The 21,601-nt window shown below is 64.2% G+C and carries 24 protein-coding genes; 15 read left to right on the forward strand and 9 right to left on the reverse strand.

Features of this window, described 5'->3' with window-relative positions:
* Positions 1–9: 9 nt before the first annotated feature.
* The 9 genes from ACIQUS_RS21335 to ACIQUS_RS21375 all read left to right on the forward strand — a co-directional run bounded on the left by ACIQUS_RS21335 (position 10) and on the right by ACIQUS_RS21375 (position 6,490).
* Entirely contained in the window at positions 10–1,035 is a 1,026-nt protein-coding gene (locus ACIQUS_RS21335) for an NAD(P)H-dependent glycerol-3-phosphate dehydrogenase (RefSeq protein WP_403051049.1), read from the forward strand.
* 15 nt (positions 1,036–1,050) lie between these two features.
* On the forward strand, positions 1,051–1,398 hold the full coding sequence (locus tag ACIQUS_RS21340; protein ID WP_403051052.1) for a DUF4389 domain-containing protein: 348 nt from the start codon (positions 1,051–1,053) through the stop codon (positions 1,396–1,398).
* On the forward strand, positions 1,395–1,850 hold the full coding sequence (gene sixA, locus ACIQUS_RS21345; protein WP_403051055.1) for a phosphohistidine phosphatase SixA: 456 nt from the start codon (positions 1,395–1,397) through the stop codon (positions 1,848–1,850). The genes ACIQUS_RS21340 and sixA overlap by 4 nt, the downstream gene beginning before the upstream one ends.
* A gap of 40 nt (positions 1,851–1,890) precedes the next feature.
* Positions 1,891–2,334 (forward strand): hotdog fold thioesterase, encoded by a 444-nt coding sequence (locus ACIQUS_RS21350; RefSeq protein ID WP_403051058.1) that lies wholly within the window; start codon positions 1,891–1,893, stop codon positions 2,332–2,334.
* A gap of 93 nt (positions 2,335–2,427) precedes the next feature.
* Entirely contained in the window at positions 2,428–2,775 is a 348-nt protein-coding gene (locus ACIQUS_RS21355; RefSeq protein WP_403051061.1) for a hypothetical protein, read from the forward strand.
* Between the two features lie 92 nt (positions 2,776–2,867).
* Entirely contained in the window at positions 2,868–3,662 is a 795-nt protein-coding gene (locus tag ACIQUS_RS21360) for an alpha/beta fold hydrolase (RefSeq protein WP_403051064.1), read from the forward strand.
* A complete protein-coding gene (locus tag ACIQUS_RS21365; RefSeq protein WP_403051067.1) occupies positions 3,659–4,513 on the forward strand; it encodes an alpha/beta hydrolase in 855 nt (284 codons plus the stop codon). Before ACIQUS_RS21360 ends, ACIQUS_RS21365 begins: the two co-directional genes overlap by 4 nt.
* A 139-nt stretch (positions 4,514–4,652) precedes the next feature.
* Positions 4,653–5,426: a DUF4892 domain-containing protein gene (locus ACIQUS_RS21370; RefSeq protein WP_403051303.1), complete on the forward strand. Its 774-nt coding sequence runs from the start codon at positions 4,653–4,655 to the stop codon at positions 5,424–5,426.
* 11 nt (positions 5,427–5,437) lie between these two features.
* Entirely contained in the window at positions 5,438–6,490 is a 1,053-nt protein-coding gene (locus ACIQUS_RS21375; protein WP_403051070.1) for an AI-2E family transporter, read from the forward strand.
* A 15-nt stretch (positions 6,491–6,505) separates the two neighbouring features.
* On the opposite strand, the gene ACIQUS_RS21380 is transcribed toward ACIQUS_RS21375, so the two are convergent.
* From ACIQUS_RS21380 to ACIQUS_RS21415, 8 genes are all read right to left on the reverse strand, one after another.
* Entirely contained in the window at positions 6,506–7,000 is a 495-nt protein-coding gene (locus ACIQUS_RS21380; protein ID WP_403051073.1) for an Lrp/AsnC family transcriptional regulator, read from the reverse strand.
* Between the two features lie 12 nt (positions 7,001–7,012).
* The gene (locus ACIQUS_RS21385) at positions 7,013–7,855 is read right to left on the reverse strand and encodes an ABC transporter ATP-binding protein (RefSeq protein WP_403051076.1); all 843 of its coding nucleotides are present in this window, start codon (positions 7,853–7,855) and stop codon (positions 7,013–7,015) included.
* A gap of 3 nt (positions 7,856–7,858) precedes the next feature.
* A complete protein-coding gene (locus tag ACIQUS_RS21390) occupies positions 7,859–8,572 on the reverse strand; it encodes an ABC transporter permease (protein WP_403051079.1) in 714 nt (237 codons plus the stop codon).
* The gene (locus ACIQUS_RS21395; protein ID WP_403051082.1) at positions 8,569–9,294 is read right to left on the reverse strand and encodes an ABC transporter permease; all 726 of its coding nucleotides are present in this window, start codon (positions 9,292–9,294) and stop codon (positions 8,569–8,571) included. The genes ACIQUS_RS21390 and ACIQUS_RS21395 overlap by 4 nt, the downstream gene beginning before the upstream one ends.
* A 73-nt stretch (positions 9,295–9,367) precedes the next feature.
* Positions 9,368–10,147, reverse strand: coding sequence for an ABC transporter substrate-binding protein (locus tag ACIQUS_RS21400; protein WP_285862291.1), 780 nt, complete (start codon positions 10,145–10,147; stop codon positions 9,368–9,370).
* A 247-nt stretch (positions 10,148–10,394) separates the two neighbouring features.
* Entirely contained in the window at positions 10,395–11,441 is a 1,047-nt protein-coding gene (locus ACIQUS_RS21405; protein ID WP_403051086.1) for an ornithine cyclodeaminase, read from the reverse strand.
* 20 nt (positions 11,442–11,461) lie between these two features.
* Entirely contained in the window at positions 11,462–12,379 is a 918-nt protein-coding gene (gene ctlX / locus ACIQUS_RS21410) for a citrulline utilization hydrolase CtlX (protein ID WP_403051089.1), read from the reverse strand.
* A gap of 277 nt (positions 12,380–12,656) precedes the next feature.
* Positions 12,657–14,426, reverse strand: a complete 1,770-nt coding sequence (locus ACIQUS_RS21415) for a sigma-54-dependent Fis family transcriptional regulator (protein ID WP_403051092.1) — start codon at positions 14,424–14,426, stop codon at positions 12,657–12,659.
* Between the two features lie 251 nt (positions 14,427–14,677).
* Here ACIQUS_RS21415 and ACIQUS_RS21420 point away from each other — a divergent pair, with 251 nt between their 5' ends.
* From ACIQUS_RS21420 to ACIQUS_RS21445, 6 genes are read left to right on the forward strand one after another with little or no spacing between them, the layout of a single operon-like run.
* Entirely contained in the window at positions 14,678–15,772 is a 1,095-nt protein-coding gene (locus tag ACIQUS_RS21420; protein WP_403051095.1) for an ABC transporter ATP-binding protein, read from the forward strand.
* Entirely contained in the window at positions 15,772–16,869 is a 1,098-nt protein-coding gene (locus tag ACIQUS_RS21425; protein WP_403051098.1) for an ABC transporter ATP-binding protein, read from the forward strand. The genes ACIQUS_RS21420 and ACIQUS_RS21425 overlap by 1 nt, the downstream gene beginning before the upstream one ends.
* Entirely contained in the window at positions 16,866–17,729 is an 864-nt protein-coding gene (locus ACIQUS_RS21430) for a carbohydrate ABC transporter permease (protein ID WP_403051101.1), read from the forward strand. The genes ACIQUS_RS21425 and ACIQUS_RS21430 overlap by 4 nt, the downstream gene beginning before the upstream one ends.
* 9 nt (positions 17,730–17,738) lie before the next feature.
* Entirely contained in the window at positions 17,739–18,539 is an 801-nt protein-coding gene (locus ACIQUS_RS21435) for a carbohydrate ABC transporter permease (protein WP_403051104.1), read from the forward strand.
* Between the two features lie 11 nt (positions 18,540–18,550).
* Positions 18,551–18,823 carry a DUF2160 domain-containing protein gene (locus ACIQUS_RS21440; RefSeq protein ID WP_403051107.1) on the forward strand — a complete coding sequence of 91 codons (273 nt, stop codon included), beginning with the start codon at positions 18,551–18,553 and terminating at the stop codon, positions 18,821–18,823.
* A gap of 50 nt (positions 18,824–18,873) precedes the next feature.
* Complete coding sequence (locus ACIQUS_RS21445; protein WP_403051110.1) at positions 18,874–20,613, forward strand: extracellular solute-binding protein; 1,740 nt, start codon at positions 18,874–18,876, stop codon at positions 20,611–20,613.
* Positions 20,614–20,743: 130 nt separating this feature from the next.
* On the opposite strand, the gene folD is transcribed toward ACIQUS_RS21445, so the two are convergent.
* Positions 20,744–21,598, reverse strand: a complete 855-nt coding sequence (gene folD / locus ACIQUS_RS21450) for a bifunctional methylenetetrahydrofolate dehydrogenase/methenyltetrahydrofolate cyclohydrolase FolD (RefSeq protein WP_403051113.1) — start codon at positions 21,596–21,598, stop codon at positions 20,744–20,746.
* Positions 21,599–21,601: the final 3 nt, after the last annotated feature.

Genomic DNA, 21,601 nt, shown 5'->3' on the forward strand with positions numbered 1-21,601 from the left:
GGATTGGATATGACTGAACAGCAGCCTGTTGCAGTGCTTGGAGGCGGGAGTTTCGGCACCGCCGTGGCGAATCTGCTGGCGGAAAATGGATTCGGGGTACGCCAGTGGATGCGCGATCCCGAGCAGGCCCGGGCCATGCGCGATAACCGGGAAAATCCGCGTTACCTCAAAGGGGTGAAGATCCATGCACGGGTCGCGCCGGTCAATGACCTGCTGGCGACCCTCAGCGACTGCGAGCTGATCTTCGTCGCCCTGCCTTCCAGTGCCCTGCGCAGCGTACTGGCGCCGCACGCGCAACTGTTGAGCGGCAAGATGCTGGTCAGCCTGACCAAGGGGATCGAGGCGCAAAGCTTCAAGCTGATGAGCCAGATTCTCGAAGAAATCGCCCCAGCGGCGCGCATCGGCGTGCTGTCCGGACCGAACCTGGCCCGCGAAGTGGCCGAGCACGCCTTGACCGCCACCGTGGTCGCCAGTGAAGACGAAGCGCTCTGCCAGCGCGTGCAGGCGGTACTGCACGGGCGCACCTTCCGCGTCTACGCCAGCAACGACCGCTTCGGCGTCGAACTGGGCGGGGCGTTGAAGAACGTCTATGCCATCATCGCCGGCATGGCGGTCGCCCTGGGCATGGGTGAGAACACCAAGAGCATGCTGATCACCCGGGCGCTGGCGGAGATGACCCGCTTTGCCGTGAGCCAGGGGGCCAACCCCATGACCTTCCTGGGCCTGGCCGGGGTCGGCGACCTGATCGTCACCTGCTCCTCGCCCAAGAGTCGCAATTACCAGGTGGGACATGCCCTGGGCCAGGGGCTGAGCCTGGAAGAGGCGGTCAATCGCCTGGGCGAAGTCGCCGAAGGGGTCAACACGCTCAAGGTGCTCAAGGTCAAGGCCCAGGAGGTCCAGGTCTACATGCCGTTGGTGGCCGGCCTGCACGCTATCCTGTTCGAAGGCCGGACCCTGACCCAGGTGATCGAGCTGTTGATGCGCGCCGAACCGAAAACCGACGTCGATTTCATCTCCACCAGCGGTTTCAACTGAGTACAGGAGCAAGACATGAACGAATCCCCGAACCAGGCCCAGCGCGAATCCATCATCCTTCGCGTGCTGTGGATGCTGGTGTTCCTGGTGGTCTGGCAACTGGCCGAGCTGCTGCTGGGCGGCCTGGTGCTGGTACAGCTGGTCTACCGACTGATCTACGGCGCGCCGAGTGCCAGCCTGATGAACTTTGGCGACAGCCTCAGCCAGTTCCTCGCCCAGATCGGCCGCTTCGGCAGCTTCCACAGCGACCAGAAGCCCTGGCCGTTCGCCGACTGGCCGACGCCGCGCGAACCGGAAGGCGAAGCCGCCCACAGCGTTGCGCCGGCGCCGCACCCGGTGCGTGACGAGGAGCCCAAGCTGTGAAGCTCTGGGTGCTGCGCCATGGCGAGGCCGAGCCCAATGCCCGCACGGACGCCGAGCGCAACCTGACCGCGCACGGGCGCGAGCAGGTGCTGCGCAGTGCGGCAGTGTTGCTCGGCCAGCCACCGCAGGTGATCCTTGCCAGCCCCTATGTGCGCGCCCAGCAAACCGCTGCGTTGGTGCACGACGCGCTGGGATTCGACAAGCCGGTGCAGACCGTGCCCTGGCTCACGCCCGGCACTGATCCTAAGAAGGTGATCGGTGAGCTGGACAAGCTGGACCTGGAACAGGTGTTGGTGGTCAGTCACCAACCGTTGGTGAGTAATCTGGTGGGGTTGTTGACGCACGGGCACTGCAGGGACCTGCCGTCCATGAGCACCGCCAGCCTGGCCGAGCTTGAAGGCGACTGGCCGCTGGCCGGCTTGATGACCTTGAGCAGCCTGTCCCACCCATGAGTGGCCGGGGGTGGGCCCCCATGAAGAAGAGGAACGACCGATGAGCCTGTGGCACACCCAACCCGTTCTCGACCAGCTCAACGCCTTGAACAAGAACACCATCGGCGAAGTGCTGGACATCCGCTTCGAGGCGTTCACCGACAACACGCTGAGCGCCAGCATGGTGGTCGACCACCGCACCCACCAGCCATTCGGCCTGCTGCATGGCGGGGCCTCGGTGGTGCTGGCCGAAACCGTCGGCTCCATGGCCAGCTACTTGTGCATCGATCCGCGCAAATACTACTGCGTGGGCCTTGAGATCAACGCCAATCACCTGCGCGGCATTCGCAGCGGCCGGGTGACGGCCACTGCCCACCCCGTGCATATCGGTCGCAGCACCCATGTCTGGGACATCCGCTTGAGCAATGACCAGGGCAAGGCCAGTTGCATCTCGCGCCTGACCATCGCGGTGATCGCCCTGGGTGAAGAGCCGCCGGCGCGCTGACCGACCTGGTATTTTTGTCAGTTGTCGATGCCTGCGCAGGCTTGCTAGCGTTCGCCACACGTCAAGGGGCAGGGGGCTTCCGGGGGACGGGCAATGAGCAACAGCTATCTGCAACTGGTGTACTCGGCGAACCTGCAACCGACGCTGGACAAGGTGCAGGGCGACCAGGTCCTGGATTTCGCCGAGTACCGCCTGCTGCAGGACAGCGCCGAGGCCAAGCTCGACTACCTGCTGCGCAAGTTCGACGAGCCGCAGGAACTGGAGCAACTGCGCCAGGCCGGTATCCGCATGGCGCATCTGCTGCAGACCAGTTGCCTGGCCTTGCGTCGGCTCGACCTGGACCCCGAAGACAAGCGCCGTTCCCGGGACGCCCTGGAGCATCAACTGGCCTATATCCAGGCGTGCCTGCGCCGTTCCATGGTCAGTTTCGGCGAGTATTGACCTGATTGCCCTCGTCGATGGCTTTTCCGGACATTGCCGGGCGTGACCGGCTTGCAGACAATGGACCGACACTTTCCCACGGACAGGCGGCCATGTCGCAGCGCATCTTCTTCGCCCATGCCAACGGCTTTCCTTCGGGGACCTACGGCAAGCTCTTCACGGCGCTGGCACCTGACTACCAGGTGACGCACCTGCCGCAGCACGGCCATGACCCGCGCTTTCCGGTCAACGACAACTGGCAGAGCCTGGTCGATGAGCTGATCCACCACCTGCACGCGCAACCCGGTCCGGTCTGGGGTGTCGGTCACTCCCTGGGGGGGCTGCTGCACCTGCATGCGGCGCTACGTCATCCGGAGTGCTACCGGGGCGTGGTGATGCTCGACTCACCGGTGCTGACCCGCGTCGACCAGTGGCTGATCCAGGCGGCCAAGCGCATGGGTTTCATCGACCGCATCACCCCGGCCGGACGCACCCTGGGGCGGCGCGAAGCCTTTGCCGACCGCGACACTGCCCGGGCCTATTTTGCCGGCAAGACCCTGTTCCGCCATTTCGATCCGGAGTGCCTGGACGCCTACATCGACCATGGCCTGCAACCCAGTGAAGAGGGGTTGCGCCTGCGTTTTGACCCGGCCACCGAAATCAGCATCTACCGCAACCTGCCGCATACCCGTCCGGTGCCGGCCAAACGCCTGGAAGTGCCGTTGGCGATGGTCCGGGGCAGCCGCAGCGACGTGGTCCGGCGTCATCATGCCCTGGCCGTGCGCAGCCTGCCCCGGGGCGAGTACCATAGCGTGCCCGGCAGCCACATGTTTCCCCTGGAGCGGCCGGTCGATACGGCGAGCCTGATCAAGGGCCTGTTCGATCGTTGGCAGCAGGAGCCCGCATGAGTACTGAAATACAAGAGATCCGCCTGAACCTGGGGCATATCGAGCTGGGCGCGCACCTGTTCGGTCCCGCCGACGGGCTGCCGGTGATCGCCCTGCATGGCTGGCTGGACAACGCCAACAGCTTCATCCGCCTGGCGCCGAAGTTGCGCGGCCTGCGCATCCTGGCCCTGGACCTGGCCGGCCATGGCCACTCCGACCATCGTCCGCCCGGCGCCGGCTACGCATTGTGGGACTATGCCCATGACGTGCTGCGGGTCGCCGAGCAAATGGGCTGGGAGCGCTTTGCCCTGCTCGGTCACTCGCTGGGGGCGATCATCTCGGTGGTGCTGGCCGGTTCGCTGCCCGAACGGGTAACGCACCTGGCCCTGATCGACGGGGTGATTCCGCCTACCAGCGGCCCCCAGGATGCCGCCGAACGCATGGGCATGGCCCTGCAGGCGCAGTTGCAGCTGGACAGCAAACGCAAGGCCGTGCACCCGACCCTGGAGCGGGCGGTGGAGGCACGGATGAAGGGCCTGGTCGCGGTCAGCCGCGAGGCCGCCGAGTTGCTGGGCCAGCGTGGCCTGATGCCGGTGCCGGGTGGATACACCTGGCGCAGCGACAGCCGCCTGACCCTGCCGTCGCCCACCCGTCTGAACGAAGCCCAGGCGTTGAGCTTCGTCAAACGCATCGCGTGTCCGGCGCACCTGATCGTTGCGGCCGACGGCATGCTGGCCCGCCACGGCGAGTTGCTCGAGCAGCTACCCTTTGGGCATGAGCAACTGCCTGGCGGCCACCACCTGCACCTGAACGACGAATCCGGCGCAACCCTTGTTGCAGACTGTTTCAATCGCTTCTTTGGCATTTCTTGACTTGAGGCGGGCAACTGTCGAGGCTTGGCGGGTTGAACAGGGAGACAACCATGAACAAGCAAGACACCGCTTCACTCCACTCCAGCCGTAGCGCGTCGTACAGCGTGGTCTGCCGATGACTATCGAGCGTACCCTGCACATGGCGCTGGCCGGCCTGGCCCTGAGCCTGAGCACCTCGTTGCTGGCCGATGGCCTGCCGGTACCTGTCGACGCCAAGGTGGTGGTCCAGAACAGTGCGGCAGATCAGGAGCGGATCTATCCGCTCGGCGCCCTGCGCAAGATCAGCGGCCAGCTGCGCGCCGAAGGCAAGATCGAGAGCCGTGGCCAGGTCAGCTCGGTCACCTATGAGCTGCCGCGCGAGCGTACCGCCAACGAAGCCTTCACCACGGCCCGCGAAGCCCTGCAGAAAGACGGCGGCTATCCGCTTTTCTGGTGCCAGGCCCGCGATTGCGGTGAAAACAGCCTGTGGGCCAACGAAGTGTTCAAGAACAACCGGCTGGGCGGATCGGACGACCAGCAGGCATTCATCCTCCTGCGTCGTTCGGCCGAGCAGAACAACACCCTGGTGGCCTTGTACAGCATCACCCGCGGCAACAAGCGTGCCTACCTGCATGTGGAGGAATTCGTGGCCCAGGCGCCGCTGGGCGAACTGCTGCCGACCCCGGCGACCGTGCTGCGAGAGCTGCGGGACACCGGCAAGCTCGACTACCCTGATCTGACGGGCGAGCCGCAGCCGGCCTGGGTGACGTTGCTGGGACGCAGCCTGAACCTGGACAGCACCTTGCGGGTCAGCCTGAGCGGCGACCAGGCCGAGGCCTGGCGCGAGCAACTGGGCAAGGCCGGGGTGCGCACCGCTCGCCTGGAAGTGGGCGATGCCAAGACTGACGGTTTCCACGTCGAACTGATTCGATGAGCGAGAACAGCATGCCTAATCATGACCGCCTGCTGGTACAGATCGTTCTCCTGGGCCTGCTCGGAGCGGGGCTGTGGGTGATGGCCCCGTTCATCTCCGCACTGCTCTGGGGGGCCATCCTGGCCTTTGCCAGCTGGCCGCTGATGCGCCTTTTGACCCGTCTGCTGGGTGGGCGCGAGACCCTCGCCGCCAGCCTGTTGACCACCTTGTGGATCCTGCTGGTGGCTCTGCCGCTGGTGTGGCTGGGTTTCAACCTGGCCGATCACGTGCGCGATGCCACCACGTTCGTGCGCGATGTGCAAGTCGATGGCCTGCCGGATGCCCCGGCCTGGCTGGGCGGGGTGCCGTTGGTGGGGCCGCGCTTTGTGAGCTGGTGGGACACCCTCGATCATCAGGGCGCCGCCTTGCTGACCACGGTCAAGCCGTACCTGGGCCAGGTCGGCAACTGGCTGCTGGCACGCAGTGCGCAGATCGGCGGCGGTGTGCTCGAACTGACCTTGAGCCTGGTCTTCGTGTTTTTCTTCTACCGTGACGGGCCGCGTCTGGCCGCCTTCGTACTGCGCTTGCTGGAGCGGCTGGTCGGCGACCGTGCCGATTACTACCTGGGGCTGGTCGCCGGCACCGTGCAGCGGGTGGTCAACGGCGTGATCGGTACGGCCGCAGCGCAAGCGGTACTGGCGCTGATCGGCTTCCTGATCGCTGGTGTGCCGGGAGCGCTGGTGCTGGCCATCGTCACGTTCATGCTCAGCCTGATCCCCATGGGCCCGCCGCTGGCCTGGGTGCCGGCCACGGCGTGGCTGGTGTGGCAGGGCGAGTACGGCATGGCGGTGTTCCTGGGGATCTGGGGTACCTTCATCATCAGTGGTGTGGACAACGTGCTCAAACCGTACCTGATCAGCCGGGGCGGCGATCTGCCGTTGGTCATCGTGCTGCTGGGGGTGTTCGGCGGCTTGCTGGCCTTCGGTTTCATCGGCCTGTTCATCGGCCCGACCTTGCTGGCCGTGGCCTATAGCCTGTTGCTGGACTGGTCGCGCAGTGGCCCGCCGGCTACGCCGCGGGCCTGAGGTCGTCGCTGTTTGTCAGAGCTGTGGGGCGGTGTTCTTGACCACCGCCAGCTCCGGGTGGGCCACCAGCTTGTCGATGTGCAGTTCGTCGTTGTTCATCCAGGTCTCGGTCAGCACCCGGTAGTGCTCCATGTCGCGACAGCGCATGCGCAGGCTGTAGTCGAAATGGCCACTGATCAGCTGGCAGTCGAAGACCTGCGGGCAGGCGCGCACACAGGCCTCGAAGGCTTTCTGCGCGGCGCGCCCGCTCTGGTTGGACAAGGCCACCAGCACCAGCAGCGACAACCCCGGTGAGACCATCTGCACATCGATGATCGCGCCATAACCACGGATCACCCCGCGTCGTTCCAGCTTGCGCACCCGCTCAAGGCAGGGGCGGGGGGTGAGGTGTACCAGCGAGGAGAGCTTCTCGTAGGTGATGCGCCCGTTGTGGCGCAGCACGTCGATGATCGCTTCATCAATCCGGTCCAGGGGCGGTGCGGTGTGTGGGCTGTTGACCTTGGTATCCATGCAGGTTCGGCTTCACTTCAAACGGTTGGAGAGAAATTGCTGCAGGCGCTCGCTCTGCGGCTGGTCGAGTATCTCGGCACTTCCTTGTTCCTCGACCCGGCCCTGATGCAGAAACAGCACCTGGCTCGACACCTGACGGGCAAAGCCCATCTCGTGCGTCACCATGAGCATGGTACGACCTTCCTCGGCCAGCGTCTGTATGACTTTCAGCACTTCACCGACCAGCTCCGGGTCCAGGGCCGAGGTGGGCTCGTCGAACAGGATGATCTCCGGCTCCATCGCCAGGGCCCGGGCAATGGCCACCCGCTGTTGCTGGCCACCGGAGAGGAACGCCGGGTACTGGTCGGCGGCGCGGGCCGGCAGGCCGACCTTGTCCAGGTACTTGCGCGCCCGTGCCTGCGCTTGCTCGGCACTGACACCCAGCACACGGCGGGGCGCCAGGCAGATGTTTTCCAGTACCGTCATGTGGCTCCACAGGTTGAAGTGCTGAAATACCATGGCCAGGCGGGTGCGCAGGTTCTGCAGTTGCGCCGGGTGCGGAGCGCGGGTGCCGGCGCGGCCCTGGCGCATTTCGATGCGCTGGTTGTCGAGGGTGATGACCCCGGCGTCGGGTTGTTCGAGGAAGTTGACACAGCGCAGCATGGTGCTTTTGCCCGAGCCGCTGGCGCCGATCAGGCTGATGACGTCGCCCTTGCGGGCATTGAGCGAAACGCCCTTGAGCACCTGGTGCTCGCCATAGCTCTTGTGCAGGTCCTGGACGCTCAGCTTGACCGAGGCCTGCAGGCTTGCGGTGTTCAGGCGGGGGGCTGGACGGCTGGCGGTGCCGGTCGACAAGGCGTGTGCGGAAGTGGTCATGGATTAGCCTCGGGCAGGGACAAGGAAACGCATCCAGCGTCGTTCGGCCAGGCGAAAACCGCCGACCAGCGCAAAGGACAGCAACATGTACAGCAAGGCCGCGACACCGAAGGCCTGGAAGGTCAGGAAGGTGGCGGCGTTGGCATCGCGGGCAACCTTGAGGATGTCGGCAATGGTGGCGGTAAAGGCCAGCGACGTGGCATGCAGCATCAGGATCAGTTCGTTGCTGTAGGCCGGCAGCGAGCGGCGCAGGGCGGCGGGCAGCACCACGAACAGGTTCAGCCGCCAGCCGTGCAGGCCGTAGGCCTGGGCCGCCTCGATCTCGCCGTGGGGGATGTTGCGGATGGCCCCGGCGAAGATCTCCACGGTGTAGGCGCAGGTGTTCAGCACGAAGGCCAGCAGCGTGCAGTTCAGGGCGTTGCGAAAGAACTGGTCGAGCAGGGCGTGATCGCGCACCACTTCCAGGCCATACAGGCCGGTGTAGCAAATCAGCAGCTGGATATAGAGCGGCGTGCCGCGAAACACGAAGGTGTAGAACTCCACCGGCCAGCGCAGCCAGAGGCAGCGCGACACCCGCGCCAGGGCCAGGGGCAGCGACAGCACGAATCCCAGGACCATGGTGACGATGAACAACCACATGGTCATGGCCAGGCCCGAGAGCCCTGCGCCATCGTGGTAGAGGTAGGCCAGGCCGTACCCCTGAATGAGCTCGATCATCGTGCCAGCTCCTTGATGCCGGTGTTGTAGCGCCGCTCAAGGTGCTTGAACAGGCGGTTGGACAAGGTGGTGATCAGCAGGTAGACCAGGCCGGCGATGATCAGGAAATACAGGGTGTTGTTGGTGGTCTTGCCGGCGTTTTGCGCGGCCTTGACCAGGTCGGCCAGGCCAATGATCGAGACCAGGGCGGTGGACTTGAGCAACACCAGCCAGTTGTTGCCCAGTCCCGGCAGGGCGAAGCGCATCAGCTGCGGGAACAGCACCAGGCGAAACCGCTGCACGCGGCTCAGGCCATAGGCGGTCGCCGCTTCCAGTTGCCCGGCCGGGACACTGAGGATCGCCCCGCGAAAGTTTTCGGTGAAGTAGGCGCCATAGATGAAGGCCAGGGTGATGACGCCAGCGGTGAAGGGGTCGATCTCGAAGTAATCCCAGCCCAGCAGCTCGGTCAGGTCGTTGAGCCACAGTTGCAGGGTGTAGAAGATCAGCAGGATCAGCACCAGGTCGGGCACGCTGCGGATCAGGGTGGTGTAGAGGGTGGCCGGCACGCGCAACAGGCGCAGGCGCGACAGCTTGGCGCTGGCACCGAGCAGGCCCAGGGCCAGGCTCAGCACCAGTGACAGCAGTGCGAGCTTGAGGGTCATCCAGGTGCCTTGCAGCAACAGCGGGCCGAAGCCCTGCAGGCTCAAGGCATGCAAGCCGGTAGCATGGAGGAAGTCGTTCACGGGAGAAATCTCGTCAAAGGCGCAAGACAAGCAACGGCACCGGCCAGGTCAGCCCTGGCCGGTGGTCGACGGTTCAATCGTTGTAGATATCCAGGTCGCCGACGTATTTCTTCTGGATCGCGGCGAAGGTGCCGTCGGCGTGGACCATGGCAATACCCTTGTCGATCAGGGCCTTGAGTTCGGTGTCGTTCTTGCGCAGGCCCATGGCGATGTCCAACGGCAGGCTCGGGTCCTTGATCGCCGGTCCGCTCTGGAAGTCGGCGCCTTCGGGGCGGGAGAGGAAATTGAGCTGGGCTTCGAGCTTGTCGGTCAGGGTGGCGTCCAGGCGGCCGTTGATCAGGTCGGCGTAGTTCTGGTCCTGGGCTTGGTAGGCCTTGACCTGGGCCCCCAGCGGCGCCAGCTTGGCGCGGGCGTAGGCTTCCTGCAGCGAGCCTTGCAGCACGCCGACCTGCTTGCCCTTGAGCGATTCGGGGGTGTCACCGAAGTCGGCACCCTTGCGCACGATCACCGACGTCGGGCTGAGGAAAAGCCGCGCGCTGAAATCAATCTGCTTGAGTCGCGCCGGTGTGACGGCCATGGACGACATGATGGCGTCGAACTTGCGCGCACGCAGGGCCGGGATCATGCCGTCGAATTCGTTGTGCACCCAGGTGCACTTGACCTGCAGCTTGGCGCAGATGGCGTTGCCCAGTTCGATGTCGAAACCTTGCAGGCTGCCATCGGCGGCCACGGACTCGAAGGGGGGGTACTCGGGGTAGACGCCGAAGCGGATTTCGGTCCATTCCTTGGCCTGGACGCTGGTTGCACACAGAGGAAGAAGCAGCACGCCGAGGAGCTTGCGCAGTGAAGTCATGGAGGTATCCCTGATTTTTATGATTGATGTAGGGCAGTGGAGCGCACAGGTCCGTTAATGACTCTTTGGTCGGGATCAGAATGCGCGATGGCGCCGAGTTTTTTTTGTCGTTTCTGCCGGCGTCGGCTGCCGGATTCTGCTGTTAACGGGTGGGTTGCAGCGGAATCTGCTGCGCTATCTCCTGTTTTGGTTCGACATACAGCGGTTTCCGATCCGCCGCGCCGGTGCACGGCGGATCCGGGGTCACTCAGGCACGTTTTTTCTGTACGCTGGCCAGCGGCTGGCGCAGCAGGGCGAACAGGTCCTTGGGGTCGGCAAGCTCGGGCACCAGGGCAATGTCATGGCCGATGTCCAGGGCCTTGGCCACATCCAGCACGTAGCGCAGGGCCGAGTAGTCTTCCAGGGCGAAACCGACCGAGTCGAACAGGGTCACTTGCTCGGCATTCTCGCGGCCTTGTACCTGGCCGTTGACCACTTGCCAGAACTCGGTGGTCGGCGAGTCGGCCGGCATTTGCTGAATCTCGCCTTCGATGCGGCTTTGCGGTTCGTATTCGACGATCACCCGGGCGCGCTCGACGATGTCCCGGTGCAGCTCGGTCTTGCCCGGGCAGTCGCCGCCGACGGCATTGAGGTGCATGCCCGGTTCGATCATCTGCGGGGTAAGGATGGTGGCGTAGGCCTTGTCGGCAGTGACCGTGGTGACGATGTCGGCGCCGCGTACCGCTTCGGCCACGGAGCTGGCGACGCTCACCCGCAGCTGTGGGAAGGCACTGAGGTTGGCCACCAGCTTGGCGCTGGCCTTGGGGTCCAGGTCGTACAGGCAGATTTCTTCGATGCCCAGCAGTGCATGGAAGGCCAGGGCCTGGAATTCGCTCTGCGAACCGTTGCCGATCAGCGCCATGCGACGGCTCTCCGGGCGGGCCAAGTAGCGTGCGGCCAGGGCCGAGGTGGCGGCGGTGCGGATCGCCGTGGTCAGGGTCATTTCGCTGAGCAGTACCGGTGCGCCGGTATCGACATCGCCCAGGGCGCCGAAGGCCATGACCGTAAGCATGCCGCGCTTGGTGTTCTTCGGGTGGCCGTTGACGTATTTGAAGGCATACAGGTTGGCGTCCGACACCGGCATCAGCTCGATCACGCCATCGGGCGAATGGTTGGCCAGGCGCGCGCATTTCTCGAACTCCTGCCAGCGCAGGTAGTCCTCGCGGATGTACTCGGCCATCTCACTGATGCAGGTGCTCAGGCCTTTGCGCGCGACCAGGTGGCTGAGGTCGGTAACGTCGATATAGCGGGTCATGATGAACTCCTTTGTTGTAATCAGTGACGGACGGGCAAGTGCACTTCGGCGAGCATGCAGCGGGCGCTGCCGCCACCGATGCGCTCGATATGGTCGATGTTCACCACCACCGGATGGCTGTGCTGCTCGACTTGCCGACGCTGCCCGGCGGACAGGGCGCGCCAGGCACTGCGTGACATCACCAGCAGCGGCTGGCCCTGCTTGTCGTGGACCTCGAGCATGTTGCCGGCGAAGCCTTCGAGCTGGTCGAAGTCCAGGGCCAGGATGTCCTTGCCGGTGTCGCGCAACGAATGCTCCAGGGCTCGGCGCTCGTCGGCGTCGGGCAGGGCATCGAGGCAGACCAGGGACAGCCCGCGGCCGACGCTCATCATCACGTTGCTGTGATAGATCGGCGCCTTGTGGCGGTCCAGGGCATGGAACACACACAGGCGGTAGTCGAGCTGTTCGGCAAACTGGCGCAAGGCCTGGGTGTGGGTGCGCCCGGAGTGGCAGGCGTAGCTGATCCGGTGCTCACGGTCTAGGACCATGCTGCCGGTCCCTTCCAGATACATACTCTGCTGTTCCAGGGGGCTCAGATCGATGGTCTGACGGACGGCGAAGCGCTCTTCCAGCACCTTGAGCACGCCTTTGCTGCGCTCCAGGCGGCGGTTCTGGCCCTCCATCGGGTAGAGCACCAGGCTGCCGTCGGCGTGGCTGCTCCACCAGTTGTTGGGGAAGATCGAGTCGGGGGTATGGGGCGCCGGGGTGTCCTGCACCACCAGCACCTCGACGCCATGCTGGCGCAGGGTGTCGACATAACCATCGAATTCTTCCAGCGCTTTGTGTTGCGCCTGTTCAGGGTCGAGCAGCGCTTGCTGGAAGCGGTTGTTCAGGGCGGTGTCCGGGTTGAAGGCGAACCGCGCCGGGCGGATCATCAAGACTGTATTTGTTGTTTGCATCGAGGCACGCATCCGGGGTTGGCGGTGTGACTATTGTCGATGCGAAGGCGGATAAATCCCGGCTGAAGCGCAGTGGGCGCCCAGCCGGGAAAGCTGAAAAGCGGGGTTTGACAGCGGATTCGGCTGTTGATGATTTCCCTGCTGCCGTAGCCGCATGCCGGGGCGATTGGATTACTGTGGGAGCCGGTGTAGCCGGCGAGAGGGCGGCACTGACACAACCCAGGGATGGCGAGCGCTATGCGCTCGATCGCAGGCTTCGCCAGCTCCCACAGCGCCCTCAGACGCTACGCAAGCGCTTGTACAGGGTGGTACGGCTGACCCCCAGCTGCCGCGCCAGTTGCGAGACATTGCCGTCGGCTGCCCGCAATTGCGCCTGCAGGTCATCGCTGGCAGGCGGGGTGGGTGCTGCGGGCACACTTCCAGGCAATTCGGCATAGAAGCTGTCCGGCAGATGTTCCAGGGCCACTGCACGGTCGCCTGCCAGTGCCTGGGCGATCTGCAGCACACTTGCCATCTGCCGCACGTTGCCTGGCCAGGGATGACGCATCAGGACCTCAAGCACTTTCGTGTTCAGCTCCCTCGGCTGTCCCGGCTCGCGATAGCGCTGGTACAACTGTTCGATCAACGCCCGTCGATCGCTGCGCTCGCGCACCGGCGGCAGCACCAGGCTCAGGCCGGCGATACGGTAATACAGGTCCTGGCGAAACAGCCCGGCGCGCACCTGGGCTTGCAGGTCCTGGTTGGTGGCCGAGACCACGCGGATATTCACCGCGACCGGCTCGCCGCTGCCCAGGGGCTGGATGCTGCGTTCCTGGAGAAAACGCAGCAGGCGAGCCTGGGTCGGCAGCGGCATGTCGCCGATCTCGTCGAGAAACACAATGCCACGCTCGGCCTTGCGGATCAGCCCCGCGTTGCCCTTGTGATGGGCGCCGGTGAAGGCGCCTTTCTCGTAGCCGAACAGCTCCGACTCCACCAGCTCGGCCGGGATGGCCGCGCAGTTCACCGCGATCAGCGGCTGGTCGCAGCGGCTGCTGGCTTCATGCAAGGCCTTGACGAAGACTTCCTTGCCGACGCCGGTCTCACCCTGGATCAGCACCGGGATGTCCTTTTCCAGCAGCAGCCGGGCCTGGCGCAGGGCTTTGTCGATACGTGGATCACAGTCGCTCGCCGGACGTTGCGGCGAAGGCAACGAGGGGCGGGCCAGCGGCTCATGCAGCAGGCAGTGAAAACGGTTGCGCCCGGTCACCTGCACGGCGAAGGGCTGCCCCTGGGCATGCTTGAGCAGCTCGGCCAGCGGTGTCTGGAACACCTGCTCAAGGTTCTGCTGCAGGGGCGTGCTGCCGAGCAGGCTGTCGGCCCGGTGGTTGGCGGCCTGGATACGGCCACGGTCATCGAACAGCAGCAGCCCGGCCCATGGGCTGTCGAGGTTGTTCGAGCCGGTATTGAAGCTCAGTTGTCGATAGTGCCCGGCATAACGGGTCAGGATCAGGTGGTTCTCCAGGCTCTGGCTCATCATCCGCACCATGCCCAGGGTCTGCGAGGCGGGCAGGTAGCTGTCGCTGGAGGCATCCAGCACACCGATCAGCCGCCGCTCGGCATCGAACAGTGGCGCCGCTGCGCTGGCCATGTAGCGGTTGAGCTTGAGGAAGTGCTCATCCTGGCTCACATGCACGGCCTCAAGGCAGGCCAGGGCGGTGCCGATGGCGTTGGTGCCGACGCCTTGCTCGAGCCAGCGGGCACCTGCCTCGAAGCCATGCTGCTGGCGCGGGTCGATGAAGCGCCGGGTGCCCCAGGTTTCCAGGAGCTGGCCCTGTTCATCGCTGAGCATGATCAGGTAGCTGGAGTTGCCCAGCAGGTGCTGGTACTGAGGCATGACCTCGTCGCGGGTGGTGTGCAGCAAGGTTTGCTGGCGTTCGAGCAGTTCGCTGAGCCTGGCACCGTCCAGGTTGCCGAAGTCGGGCGCCGATTGATGCTCCAGCCCATAGTCGCGGCAGCGCGCCCAGGACGCCTGGATCAGTTGGGCATGGGTCGGGATGGGTGCGGCCATGGGCCTGTCCTCTGCCGGGGCAGTGTTGTTGTTTTTGTGTGATCCAGTGTTGTTCAGTCCTGTTCATTGTCAATTCACGGCTGTTCAACTGTTCAGCGAACCTTGTTCATTTGTGTTCAGTAGCGAATCACGGGCTGTCATGGGCGAGACGAAAATGTAACTGTTTCAACGACTTGGCGATTGGATGCCACCCTGGCACGAATCTGGCTCCAAAGTCTGTGCCTGTCCGATAGCCACAATCAGGGCCGCCCATGTCGCTTACGCTGGAACACGTCAGTCGCACCGTCGACAACCAGGACTGGATCGTCGATGCCACCCTCAGTTTCGAGCCAGGCTCCTTCAATGTCCTGCTCGGTCGGACCCTGTCCGGCAAGACCAGCCTGATGCGCCTGATGGCCGGCCTGGACCGCCCGGATCGCGGGCGGGTGCTGATGAACGGTGAGGATGTGACCGGCCGGCCGGTGCGCCAACGCAATGTCTCGATGGTCTATCAGCAGTTCATCAACTACCCGACGCTCAGCGTCTTCGAGAACATCGCCTCGCCCTTGCGCCAGGCGCGAGTGAGCGAGGAGCAGATCCGCCACAAAGTCCATGAAACGGCCCGGATGCTGCGTATCGAACCGTTTCTTGAGCGCTTGCCGCTGGAGCTCTCCGGTGGTCAGCAACAGCGCACGGCCATGGCCCGGGCGCTGGTCAAGGATGCCGAGCTGATCCTGTTCGACGAGCCACTGGTGAACCTGGACTACAAGCTGCGCGAAGAGCTGCGTCAGGAAATGCGCGCGCTGTTCGCCCAGCGCCGCTGCATTGCCGTGTATGCCACCACCGAGCCCAATGAGGCCCTGGCCCTGGGCGGCACCACCACGATCCTGCATGAAGGAAGCATCGTGCAGAGCGGGCCGACGGCCCAGGTCTATCACCAGCCGCGCTCGGTGCTGGCCGCCGAGCTGTTCTCCGAGCCGCCGATCAACCTGATTCCCGGACGCATCAGCGGCAATGAAGTGAGTTTTGCCGGCGCCGTGCACTTCGCCATGAACGCCGACCTGCAGCGCATCGGTGATGGCGAGTACCGCTTCGGCGTGCGCCCCAGCCATATCAGCCTGGTGCCCTCCAATGACGACGACCTGGAGCTGGCGGTGGTGGTGGAGCTGGCGGAAATCAGCGGCTCGGAAACCTTCCTGCATGTGCGTAACGAGCACTTTCGCATCATCCTGCACCTGCCCGGCGTGCACGAGTACAACGTCGATGCGCCGATCCGGGTGTTCATCCCGACCCACAAACTGTTCGTCTTCGACAGTGCCGGGCAACTGGTTCAGGCGCCGGGTGCCCGTGAAGCGAGGGTCGCCTGATGGCCGAGATTCGCCTGCAGCACCTGGCCCACAGTTACAGCCGTACACCGGCAGGCGCCGATGACTACGCCTTGCGCGAGCTGGATCATGTCTGGGCCCAGGGCGGCGCCTATGCCTTGCTCGGGCCTTCGGGCTGCGGCAAGTCGACCTTGCTCAATATCATTTCCGGCTTGCTCAGCCCGTCCCAGGGCCAGGTGCTGTTCGATGGCAAGGAAGTCAACGCGCTGTCGCCCCAGGCGCGCAACATCGCCCAGGTGTTCCAGTTCCCGGTGGTGTACGACACCATGACGGTGTTCGACAACCTGGCCTTCCCGCTGCGCAACCAGGGCCTGGACGAAGCGCAGGTGCGCCGCAAGGTCGAGGAAATCGCCGAAGTGCTGGAGCTGGGGGCGGCGCTGAAGAAAAAGGCTCGCAACCTCAGCGCCGACGAAAAACAGAAGGTCTCCATGGGCCGCGGTCTGGTGCGCGACGATGTCTCGGCGATCCTGTTCGATGAGCCGCTGACGGTGATCGACCCGCACCTGAAGTGGAAGCTGCGGCGCAAGCTCAAGCAGATCCACGAGCAGTTCAACATCACCATGATCTACGTCACCCACGATCAGCTGGAGGCCTCGACCTTCGCCGACAAGATCGCGGTGATGTATGGCGGGCAGATCGTCCAGTTCGGTACGCCTCGGGAGCTGTTCGAGCGTCCACGGCACACCTTTGTCGGCTATTTCATCGGCAGCCCGGGGATGAACCTGATCGAGGTGCAGCCGCAGCCGGGCGGGGTCGGTTTCGCCGCAGTCCACCTGGCGTTGCCAGCCGACCTGCAAGCGCGCCTGGCCAGTACGCCGGCAGCGCGCCTGCAGGTCGGCATCCGTCCGGAGTTCGTGCAGGTGCGCGAGACGGCCTTCGACGATGCCTTCCGGGCCCGGGTGGTGGATGTCGAAGACCTGGGCACCTACCGGATCCTGACCCTGGACCTTGAGGGGGTGGCGCTCAAGGTGCGCCTGGGCGAAGACCGGGTGGTGCCGCTGGAGGAAGCCTGGATCAGTTTTCCGGCGCAGTGGCTGATGCTCTATGCCGATGACGTGTTACTGGAGGCCGGGCCATGAACAAGGTGCCCAACAACAAGGCCTGGTGGCTGGTGCTGCCGGTGTTCCTGCTGGTGGCCTTCAGCGCCGTGGTGCCGATGATGACCGTAGTCAACTACTCGGTGCAGGACATCTTCGACCAGTCCAGCCGCTACTTCGTCGGCGCCGACTGGTATCGCCAGGTCCTCCAGGACCCGCGTCTGCATGATTCGCTGCTGCGTCAGTTCATCTACTCGGGCTGCGTGCTGCTGATCGAAATTCCCCTGGGGATAGCCATCGCCCTGACCATGCCGACACGGGGCCGCTGGTCGTCGGCGTGCCTGATCGTCATGGCCATTCCGCTGCTGATCCCCTGGAACGTGGTCGGCACCATCTGGCAGATCTTCGGCCGCGCCGACATCGGGCTGCTCGGTGCTTCGCTGAACCAGTTGGGGATCAACTACAACTACGCGGCCAACACCATGGATGCCTGGGTCACGGTGCTGGTGATGGATGTCTGGCACTGGACCTCGCTGGTGGCGTTGCTGTGCTATTCGGGACTGCGGGCGATCCCCGATGTCTACTACCAGGCGGCGCGCATCGATCGCGCCTCGGCCTGGGCGGTGTTCCGCCATATCCAGCTGCCGAAGATGAAGAACGTGCTGCTGATCGCGGTGATGCTGCGCTTCATGGACAGCTTCATGATCTACACCGAACCCTTCGTGCTGACCGGCGGTGGGCCGGGCAATGCCACCACCTTCCTTAGCCAGACCCTCACCCAGATGGCGGTCGGGCAGTTCGACCTGGGCCCGGCGGCGGCGTTTTCGCTGGTGTATTTCCTGATCATCCTGCTGGTGTCCTGGCTGTTCTACACCGCCATGACCCATGCCGACAAAGACTAGGAGGCGGCCATGAACCCGCGCAAGACGCTGCCCCTGTTGCTGTACATCCTGTTCCTGCTGGTGCCGATCTACTGGCTGCTGAACATGTCGTTCAAGAGCAATACCGAGATCCTCGGTGGCCTGACCCTGTGGCCGCAGGCGTTCACCTTCGACAACTACCGGGTGATCTTCACCGACCCGAGCTGGTACAACGGCTACATCAACTCGCTGTACTACGTGTGCCTGAACACGGTGATCTCCCTGAGCGTGGCCTTGCCCGCCGCCTATGCCTTCTCGCGCTACCGCTTCCTGGGCGACAAGCACCTGTTCTTCTGGCTGCTGACCAACCGCATGGCGCCACCGGCGGTATTCCTGCTGCCGTTCTTCCAGCTGTATTCGTCCATCGGCCTGTTCGACACCCACATTGCCGTGGCGCTGGCCCATTGCCTGTTCAACGTGCCGCTGGCGGTGTGGATTCTTGAAGGTTTCATGTCCGGTGTGCCCAAGGAAATCGACGAAACCGCCTACATCGATGGCTACAGCTTCCCGCGGTTCTTCGTGAAGATCTTTGTGCCGCTGATTGGCTCGGGTATCGGCGTCACGGCGTTTTTCTGCTTCATGTTTTCCTGGGTCGAACTGCTCCTGGCGCGCACCCTGACGTCGGTCAATGCCAAGCCGATCGCGGCGGTGATGACCCGCACGGTGTCGGCTTCCGGTATCGACTGGGGCGTGCTGGCGGCGGCCGGGGTGCTGACCATCCTGCCGGGCATGCTGGTGATCTGGTTTGTCCGTAACCACGTGGCCAAGGGCTTTGCCCTGGGCCGGGTCTGAGGAGGCGCGCGATGGACTGGATGGCCTGGACCCTGCCGACGGCGCTGTTCTTTGCCGGCATTGGTGTGCTGTTGCTGGGCATGACCCTGTTCGAACTGCGCAGGCCCTGTGCCGAACGCCGCGGCTTCCTGCCGATCGCCACCACGCGGGGCGACCGGTTGTTCATCGGGCTGCTGGTCAGCGCCTACTTGCACCTGCTGGTCATCGGGGCCAGCGACTGGAGTCTCTGGGTGGCCTCGCTGCTGTCGGTGGTGTGGCTGTTGGTGGTGATGCGTTGGGGTTAGCCGATCGGTTTCGGCCAGGCTCCAGGGGAATACTCAATCGGGAGATCACGATGTTCGACAACAACAAGAACCGGCGACATTTGACCCTGGCGGCCTTGCTCGTCCTGGCCAGCGTCCACGCCAGCGCCTGGGCCGACGCCTATGAGGATGCGGCAAAGAAATGGATCGGCAGCGAGTTCAAGCCGTCGACCCTGACCCCGGAGCAGCAGCTTGAGGAACTGAAGTGGTTCATCAAGGCGTCCGAGCCGTTCCGGGGCATGAAGATCAACGTGGTCTCGGAAACCATCGCCACCCACGAGTACGAGTCCAAGGTGCTGGCCAAGGCCTTTACCGAGATCACCGGCATCAAGCTGACCCACGACCTGTTGCAGGAAGGCGACGTGGTGGAGAAGCTGCAAACGCAGATGCAGTCGGACAAGAACATCTATGACGGCTGGGTCAACGACTCGGACCTGATCGGCACGCATTTTCGCTATGGCAAGACCGAATCGATCACCGACCTGATGGCCAACGAAGGCAAGGACTACACCTCGCCAACCCTGGATCTGAAGGACTTTATCGGCATTTCCTTCACCACCGCACCCGACGGCAAGGTCTACCAATTGCCCGACCAGCAGTTCGCCAACCTCTACTGGTTCCGCGCCGACTGGTTCGACCGGCCCGACCTCAAGGCCAGGTTCAAGGAGAAGTACGGCTATGACCTGGGGGTGCCGGTCAACTGGTCGGCCTACGAGGACATCGCCAAGTTCTTCAGCGAAGACGTCAAGGAAATCGACGGCAAGCGCGTCTATGGGCACATGGACTACGGCAAGAAAGACCCGTCGCTGGGCTGGCGCTTCACCGATGCCTGGTTCTCCATGGCCGGGGGCGGCGACAAGGGCCTGCCCAATGGCCTGCCGGTGGATGAGTGGGGGATTCGTGTCGAGGATTGTCATCCGGTAGGCTCCAGCGTCACCCGCGGCGGCGACACCAACGGTCCGGCGGCGGTCTATGCCACGCAGAAATACGTCGACTGGATGCGTGCCTATGCACCGCCGGAAGCCCAGGGCATGACCTTCTCGGAGTCCGGCCCGGTGCCGTCCCAGGGCAACATCGCCCAGCAGATCTTCTGGTACACCGCCTTTACCGCCGACATGACCAAGCCGGGCCTGCCGGTAATGAATGCCGACGGCACGCCGAAATGGCGCATGGCGCCGTCGCCCAAGGGCCCGTACTGGGAGGAGGGCATGAAGCTGGGTTACCAGGATGCCGGTTCCTGGACCTTCCTCAAGTCGACCCCGGAGAAACAGCGCCTGGCGGCCTGGCTCTACGCCCAGTTCGTCACGTCCAAGACCGTTTCGTTGAAAAAAACCATCGTCGGCCTGACGCCTATCCGCGAGTCGGATATCAACTCCCAGGCCATGACCGACCTGGCACCGAAACTGGGCGGGCTGGTGGAGTTCTACCGCAGCCCCGCGCGGGTGCAGTGGACCCCGACCGGTACCAACGTGCCTGACTATCCGCGCCTGGCACAACTGTGGTGGAGCCATATCGCCGAAGCGGCCAGCGGCGAGAAGACCCCGCAGGAGGCGCTCGATGGCCTGGCCCGCGACCAGGACCGCATCCTCGAGCGGCTGGAGCGCTCCAAGGCCCAGGCGACCTGCGCACCGAAGCTGAACAAGGAGCGTGATGCCCAGTACTGGTACGACCAGCCCGGGGCGCCGAAGCCAAAACTGGCCAACGAGAAGCCCAAGGGCGAAACAGTGAGCTACAGCGAGCTGCTCAAGTCCTGGGAGGCTGCGCGGCAGTAGAGATGTGAGGGTGTGCGGCCCTATCGCCGGCAATCCTGTGGGAGCTGGCATTGCCAGCGATAGGGCCCTGACGCCAGGCACAAAAAAACGGCACCTTTTCGGGTGCCGTTTTTCATTGACGCTTCACCGCTTACTTATGCAGAGCTTCCGCTGCATACAGGGTGTTTTCCAGCAGGCAGGCGCGGGTCATCGGCCCGACGCCACCCGGTACCGGGGTGATCCAGCCGGCGCGGGGCAGGGCGGTCTCGTAGACCACGTCACCCACCAGCTTGCCGTCTTCCTGGCGGTTGATACCGACGTCGATGACGATCGCGCCTTCCTTGATCCACTCACCTTTGACCAGGCCCGGCTTGCCAGCCGCCACCACGACCAGGTCGGCGCGGCCGACGTGGCCGGCCAGGTCCTTGGTGAAACGGTGGGTCACGGTCACGGTGCAGCCGGCCAGCAGCAGTTCCATGGCCATCGGGCGGCCGACGATGTTCGAGGCACCGACCACCACCGCGTTCATGCCGTACAGGTCCTGGCCGGTGCTTTGCAGCAGGGTCATGATGCCTTTCGGGGTGCAGGGGCGCAGCAGCGGGATGCGCTGGGCCAGGCGACCGACGTTATAAGGATGGAAACCATCGACGTCCTTGTCCGGACGGATGCGCTCGAGCAAAAGCGAAGCATCCAGGTGCGCCGGCAACGGCAACTGCAACAGGATACCGTCGATGCTGGCATCGTCATTGAGGCGATCGATCAGATCGGTCAGCGCCTGCTGGGTGGTCTCGCTGGGCAGGTCGAAGGCTTCGGAGATAAAGCCGACTTCTTCGCAATCCTTGCGCTTGTGCGAGACATAGACTTGAGAGGCGGGGTCGGTGCCGACCAGGATCACCGCCAGGCCAGGCGTACGCAGGCCTTGCTGGCGACGCTCCACGACACGTTGGGCGATCTGCTGGCGCAGGTTGGCGGCGATCGCCTTGCCGTCGATAAGGTGTGCAGTCATGAC

This window comes from Pseudomonas sp. NPDC090755 (assembly GCF_044769005.1).
Lineage (GTDB): Bacteria > Pseudomonadota > Gammaproteobacteria > Pseudomonadales > Pseudomonadaceae > Aquipseudomonas.

What these genes read in the sequence shown, in the direction of transcription:
- ACIQUS_RS21335 (WP_403051049.1), top strand. Translation starts at nt 10, where the DNA reads ATGACTGAACAGCAGCCTGTTGCAGTGCTTGGAGGCGGGAGTTTCGGC.
- ACIQUS_RS21340 (WP_403051052.1), top strand. Translation starts at nt 1,051, where the DNA reads ATGAACGAATCCCCGAACCAGGCCCAGCGCGAATCCATCATCCTTCGC.
- ACIQUS_RS21350 (WP_403051058.1), top strand. Translation starts at nt 1,891, where the DNA reads ATGAGCCTGTGGCACACCCAACCCGTTCTCGACCAGCTCAACGCCTTG.
- ACIQUS_RS21355 (WP_403051061.1), top strand. Translation starts at nt 2,428, where the DNA reads ATGAGCAACAGCTATCTGCAACTGGTGTACTCGGCGAACCTGCAACCG.
- ACIQUS_RS21360 (WP_403051064.1), top strand. Translation starts at nt 2,868, where the DNA reads ATGTCGCAGCGCATCTTCTTCGCCCATGCCAACGGCTTTCCTTCGGGG.
- ACIQUS_RS21365 (WP_403051067.1), top strand. Translation starts at nt 3,659, where the DNA reads ATGAGTACTGAAATACAAGAGATCCGCCTGAACCTGGGGCATATCGAG.
- ACIQUS_RS21370 (WP_403051303.1), top strand. Translation starts at nt 4,653, where the DNA reads ATGGCGCTGGCCGGCCTGGCCCTGAGCCTGAGCACCTCGTTGCTGGCC.
- ACIQUS_RS21375 (WP_403051070.1), top strand. Translation starts at nt 5,438, where the DNA reads ATGCCTAATCATGACCGCCTGCTGGTACAGATCGTTCTCCTGGGCCTG.
- ACIQUS_RS21380 (WP_403051073.1), bottom strand. Translation starts at nt 7,000, where the DNA reads ATGGATACCAAGGTCAACAGCCCACACACCGCACCGCCCCTGGACCGG.
- ACIQUS_RS21385 (WP_403051076.1), bottom strand. Translation starts at nt 7,855, where the DNA reads ATGACCACTTCCGCACACGCCTTGTCGACCGGCACCGCCAGCCGTCCA.
- ACIQUS_RS21390 (WP_403051079.1), bottom strand. Translation starts at nt 8,572, where the DNA reads ATGATCGAGCTCATTCAGGGGTACGGCCTGGCCTACCTCTACCACGAT.
- ACIQUS_RS21400 (WP_285862291.1), bottom strand. Translation starts at nt 10,147, where the DNA reads ATGACTTCACTGCGCAAGCTCCTCGGCGTGCTGCTTCTTCCTCTGTGT.
- ACIQUS_RS21405 (WP_403051086.1), bottom strand. Translation starts at nt 11,441, where the DNA reads ATGACCCGCTATATCGACGTTACCGACCTCAGCCACCTGGTCGCGCGC.
- ctlX (WP_403051089.1), bottom strand. Translation starts at nt 12,379, where the DNA reads ATGCAAACAACAAATACAGTCTTGATGATCCGCCCGGCGCGGTTCGCC.
- ACIQUS_RS21415 (WP_403051092.1), bottom strand. Translation starts at nt 14,426, where the DNA reads ATGGCCGCACCCATCCCGACCCATGCCCAACTGATCCAGGCGTCCTGG.
- ACIQUS_RS21420 (WP_403051095.1), top strand. Translation starts at nt 14,678, where the DNA reads ATGTCGCTTACGCTGGAACACGTCAGTCGCACCGTCGACAACCAGGAC.
- ACIQUS_RS21425 (WP_403051098.1), top strand. Translation starts at nt 15,772, where the DNA reads ATGGCCGAGATTCGCCTGCAGCACCTGGCCCACAGTTACAGCCGTACA.
- ACIQUS_RS21430 (WP_403051101.1), top strand. Translation starts at nt 16,866, where the DNA reads ATGAACAAGGTGCCCAACAACAAGGCCTGGTGGCTGGTGCTGCCGGTG.
- ACIQUS_RS21435 (WP_403051104.1), top strand. Translation starts at nt 17,739, where the DNA reads ATGAACCCGCGCAAGACGCTGCCCCTGTTGCTGTACATCCTGTTCCTG.
- ACIQUS_RS21440 (WP_403051107.1), top strand. Translation starts at nt 18,551, where the DNA reads ATGGACTGGATGGCCTGGACCCTGCCGACGGCGCTGTTCTTTGCCGGC.
- ACIQUS_RS21445 (WP_403051110.1), top strand. Translation starts at nt 18,874, where the DNA reads ATGTTCGACAACAACAAGAACCGGCGACATTTGACCCTGGCGGCCTTG.
- folD (WP_403051113.1), bottom strand. Translation starts at nt 21,598, where the DNA reads ATGACTGCACACCTTATCGACGGCAAGGCGATCGCCGCCAACCTGCGC.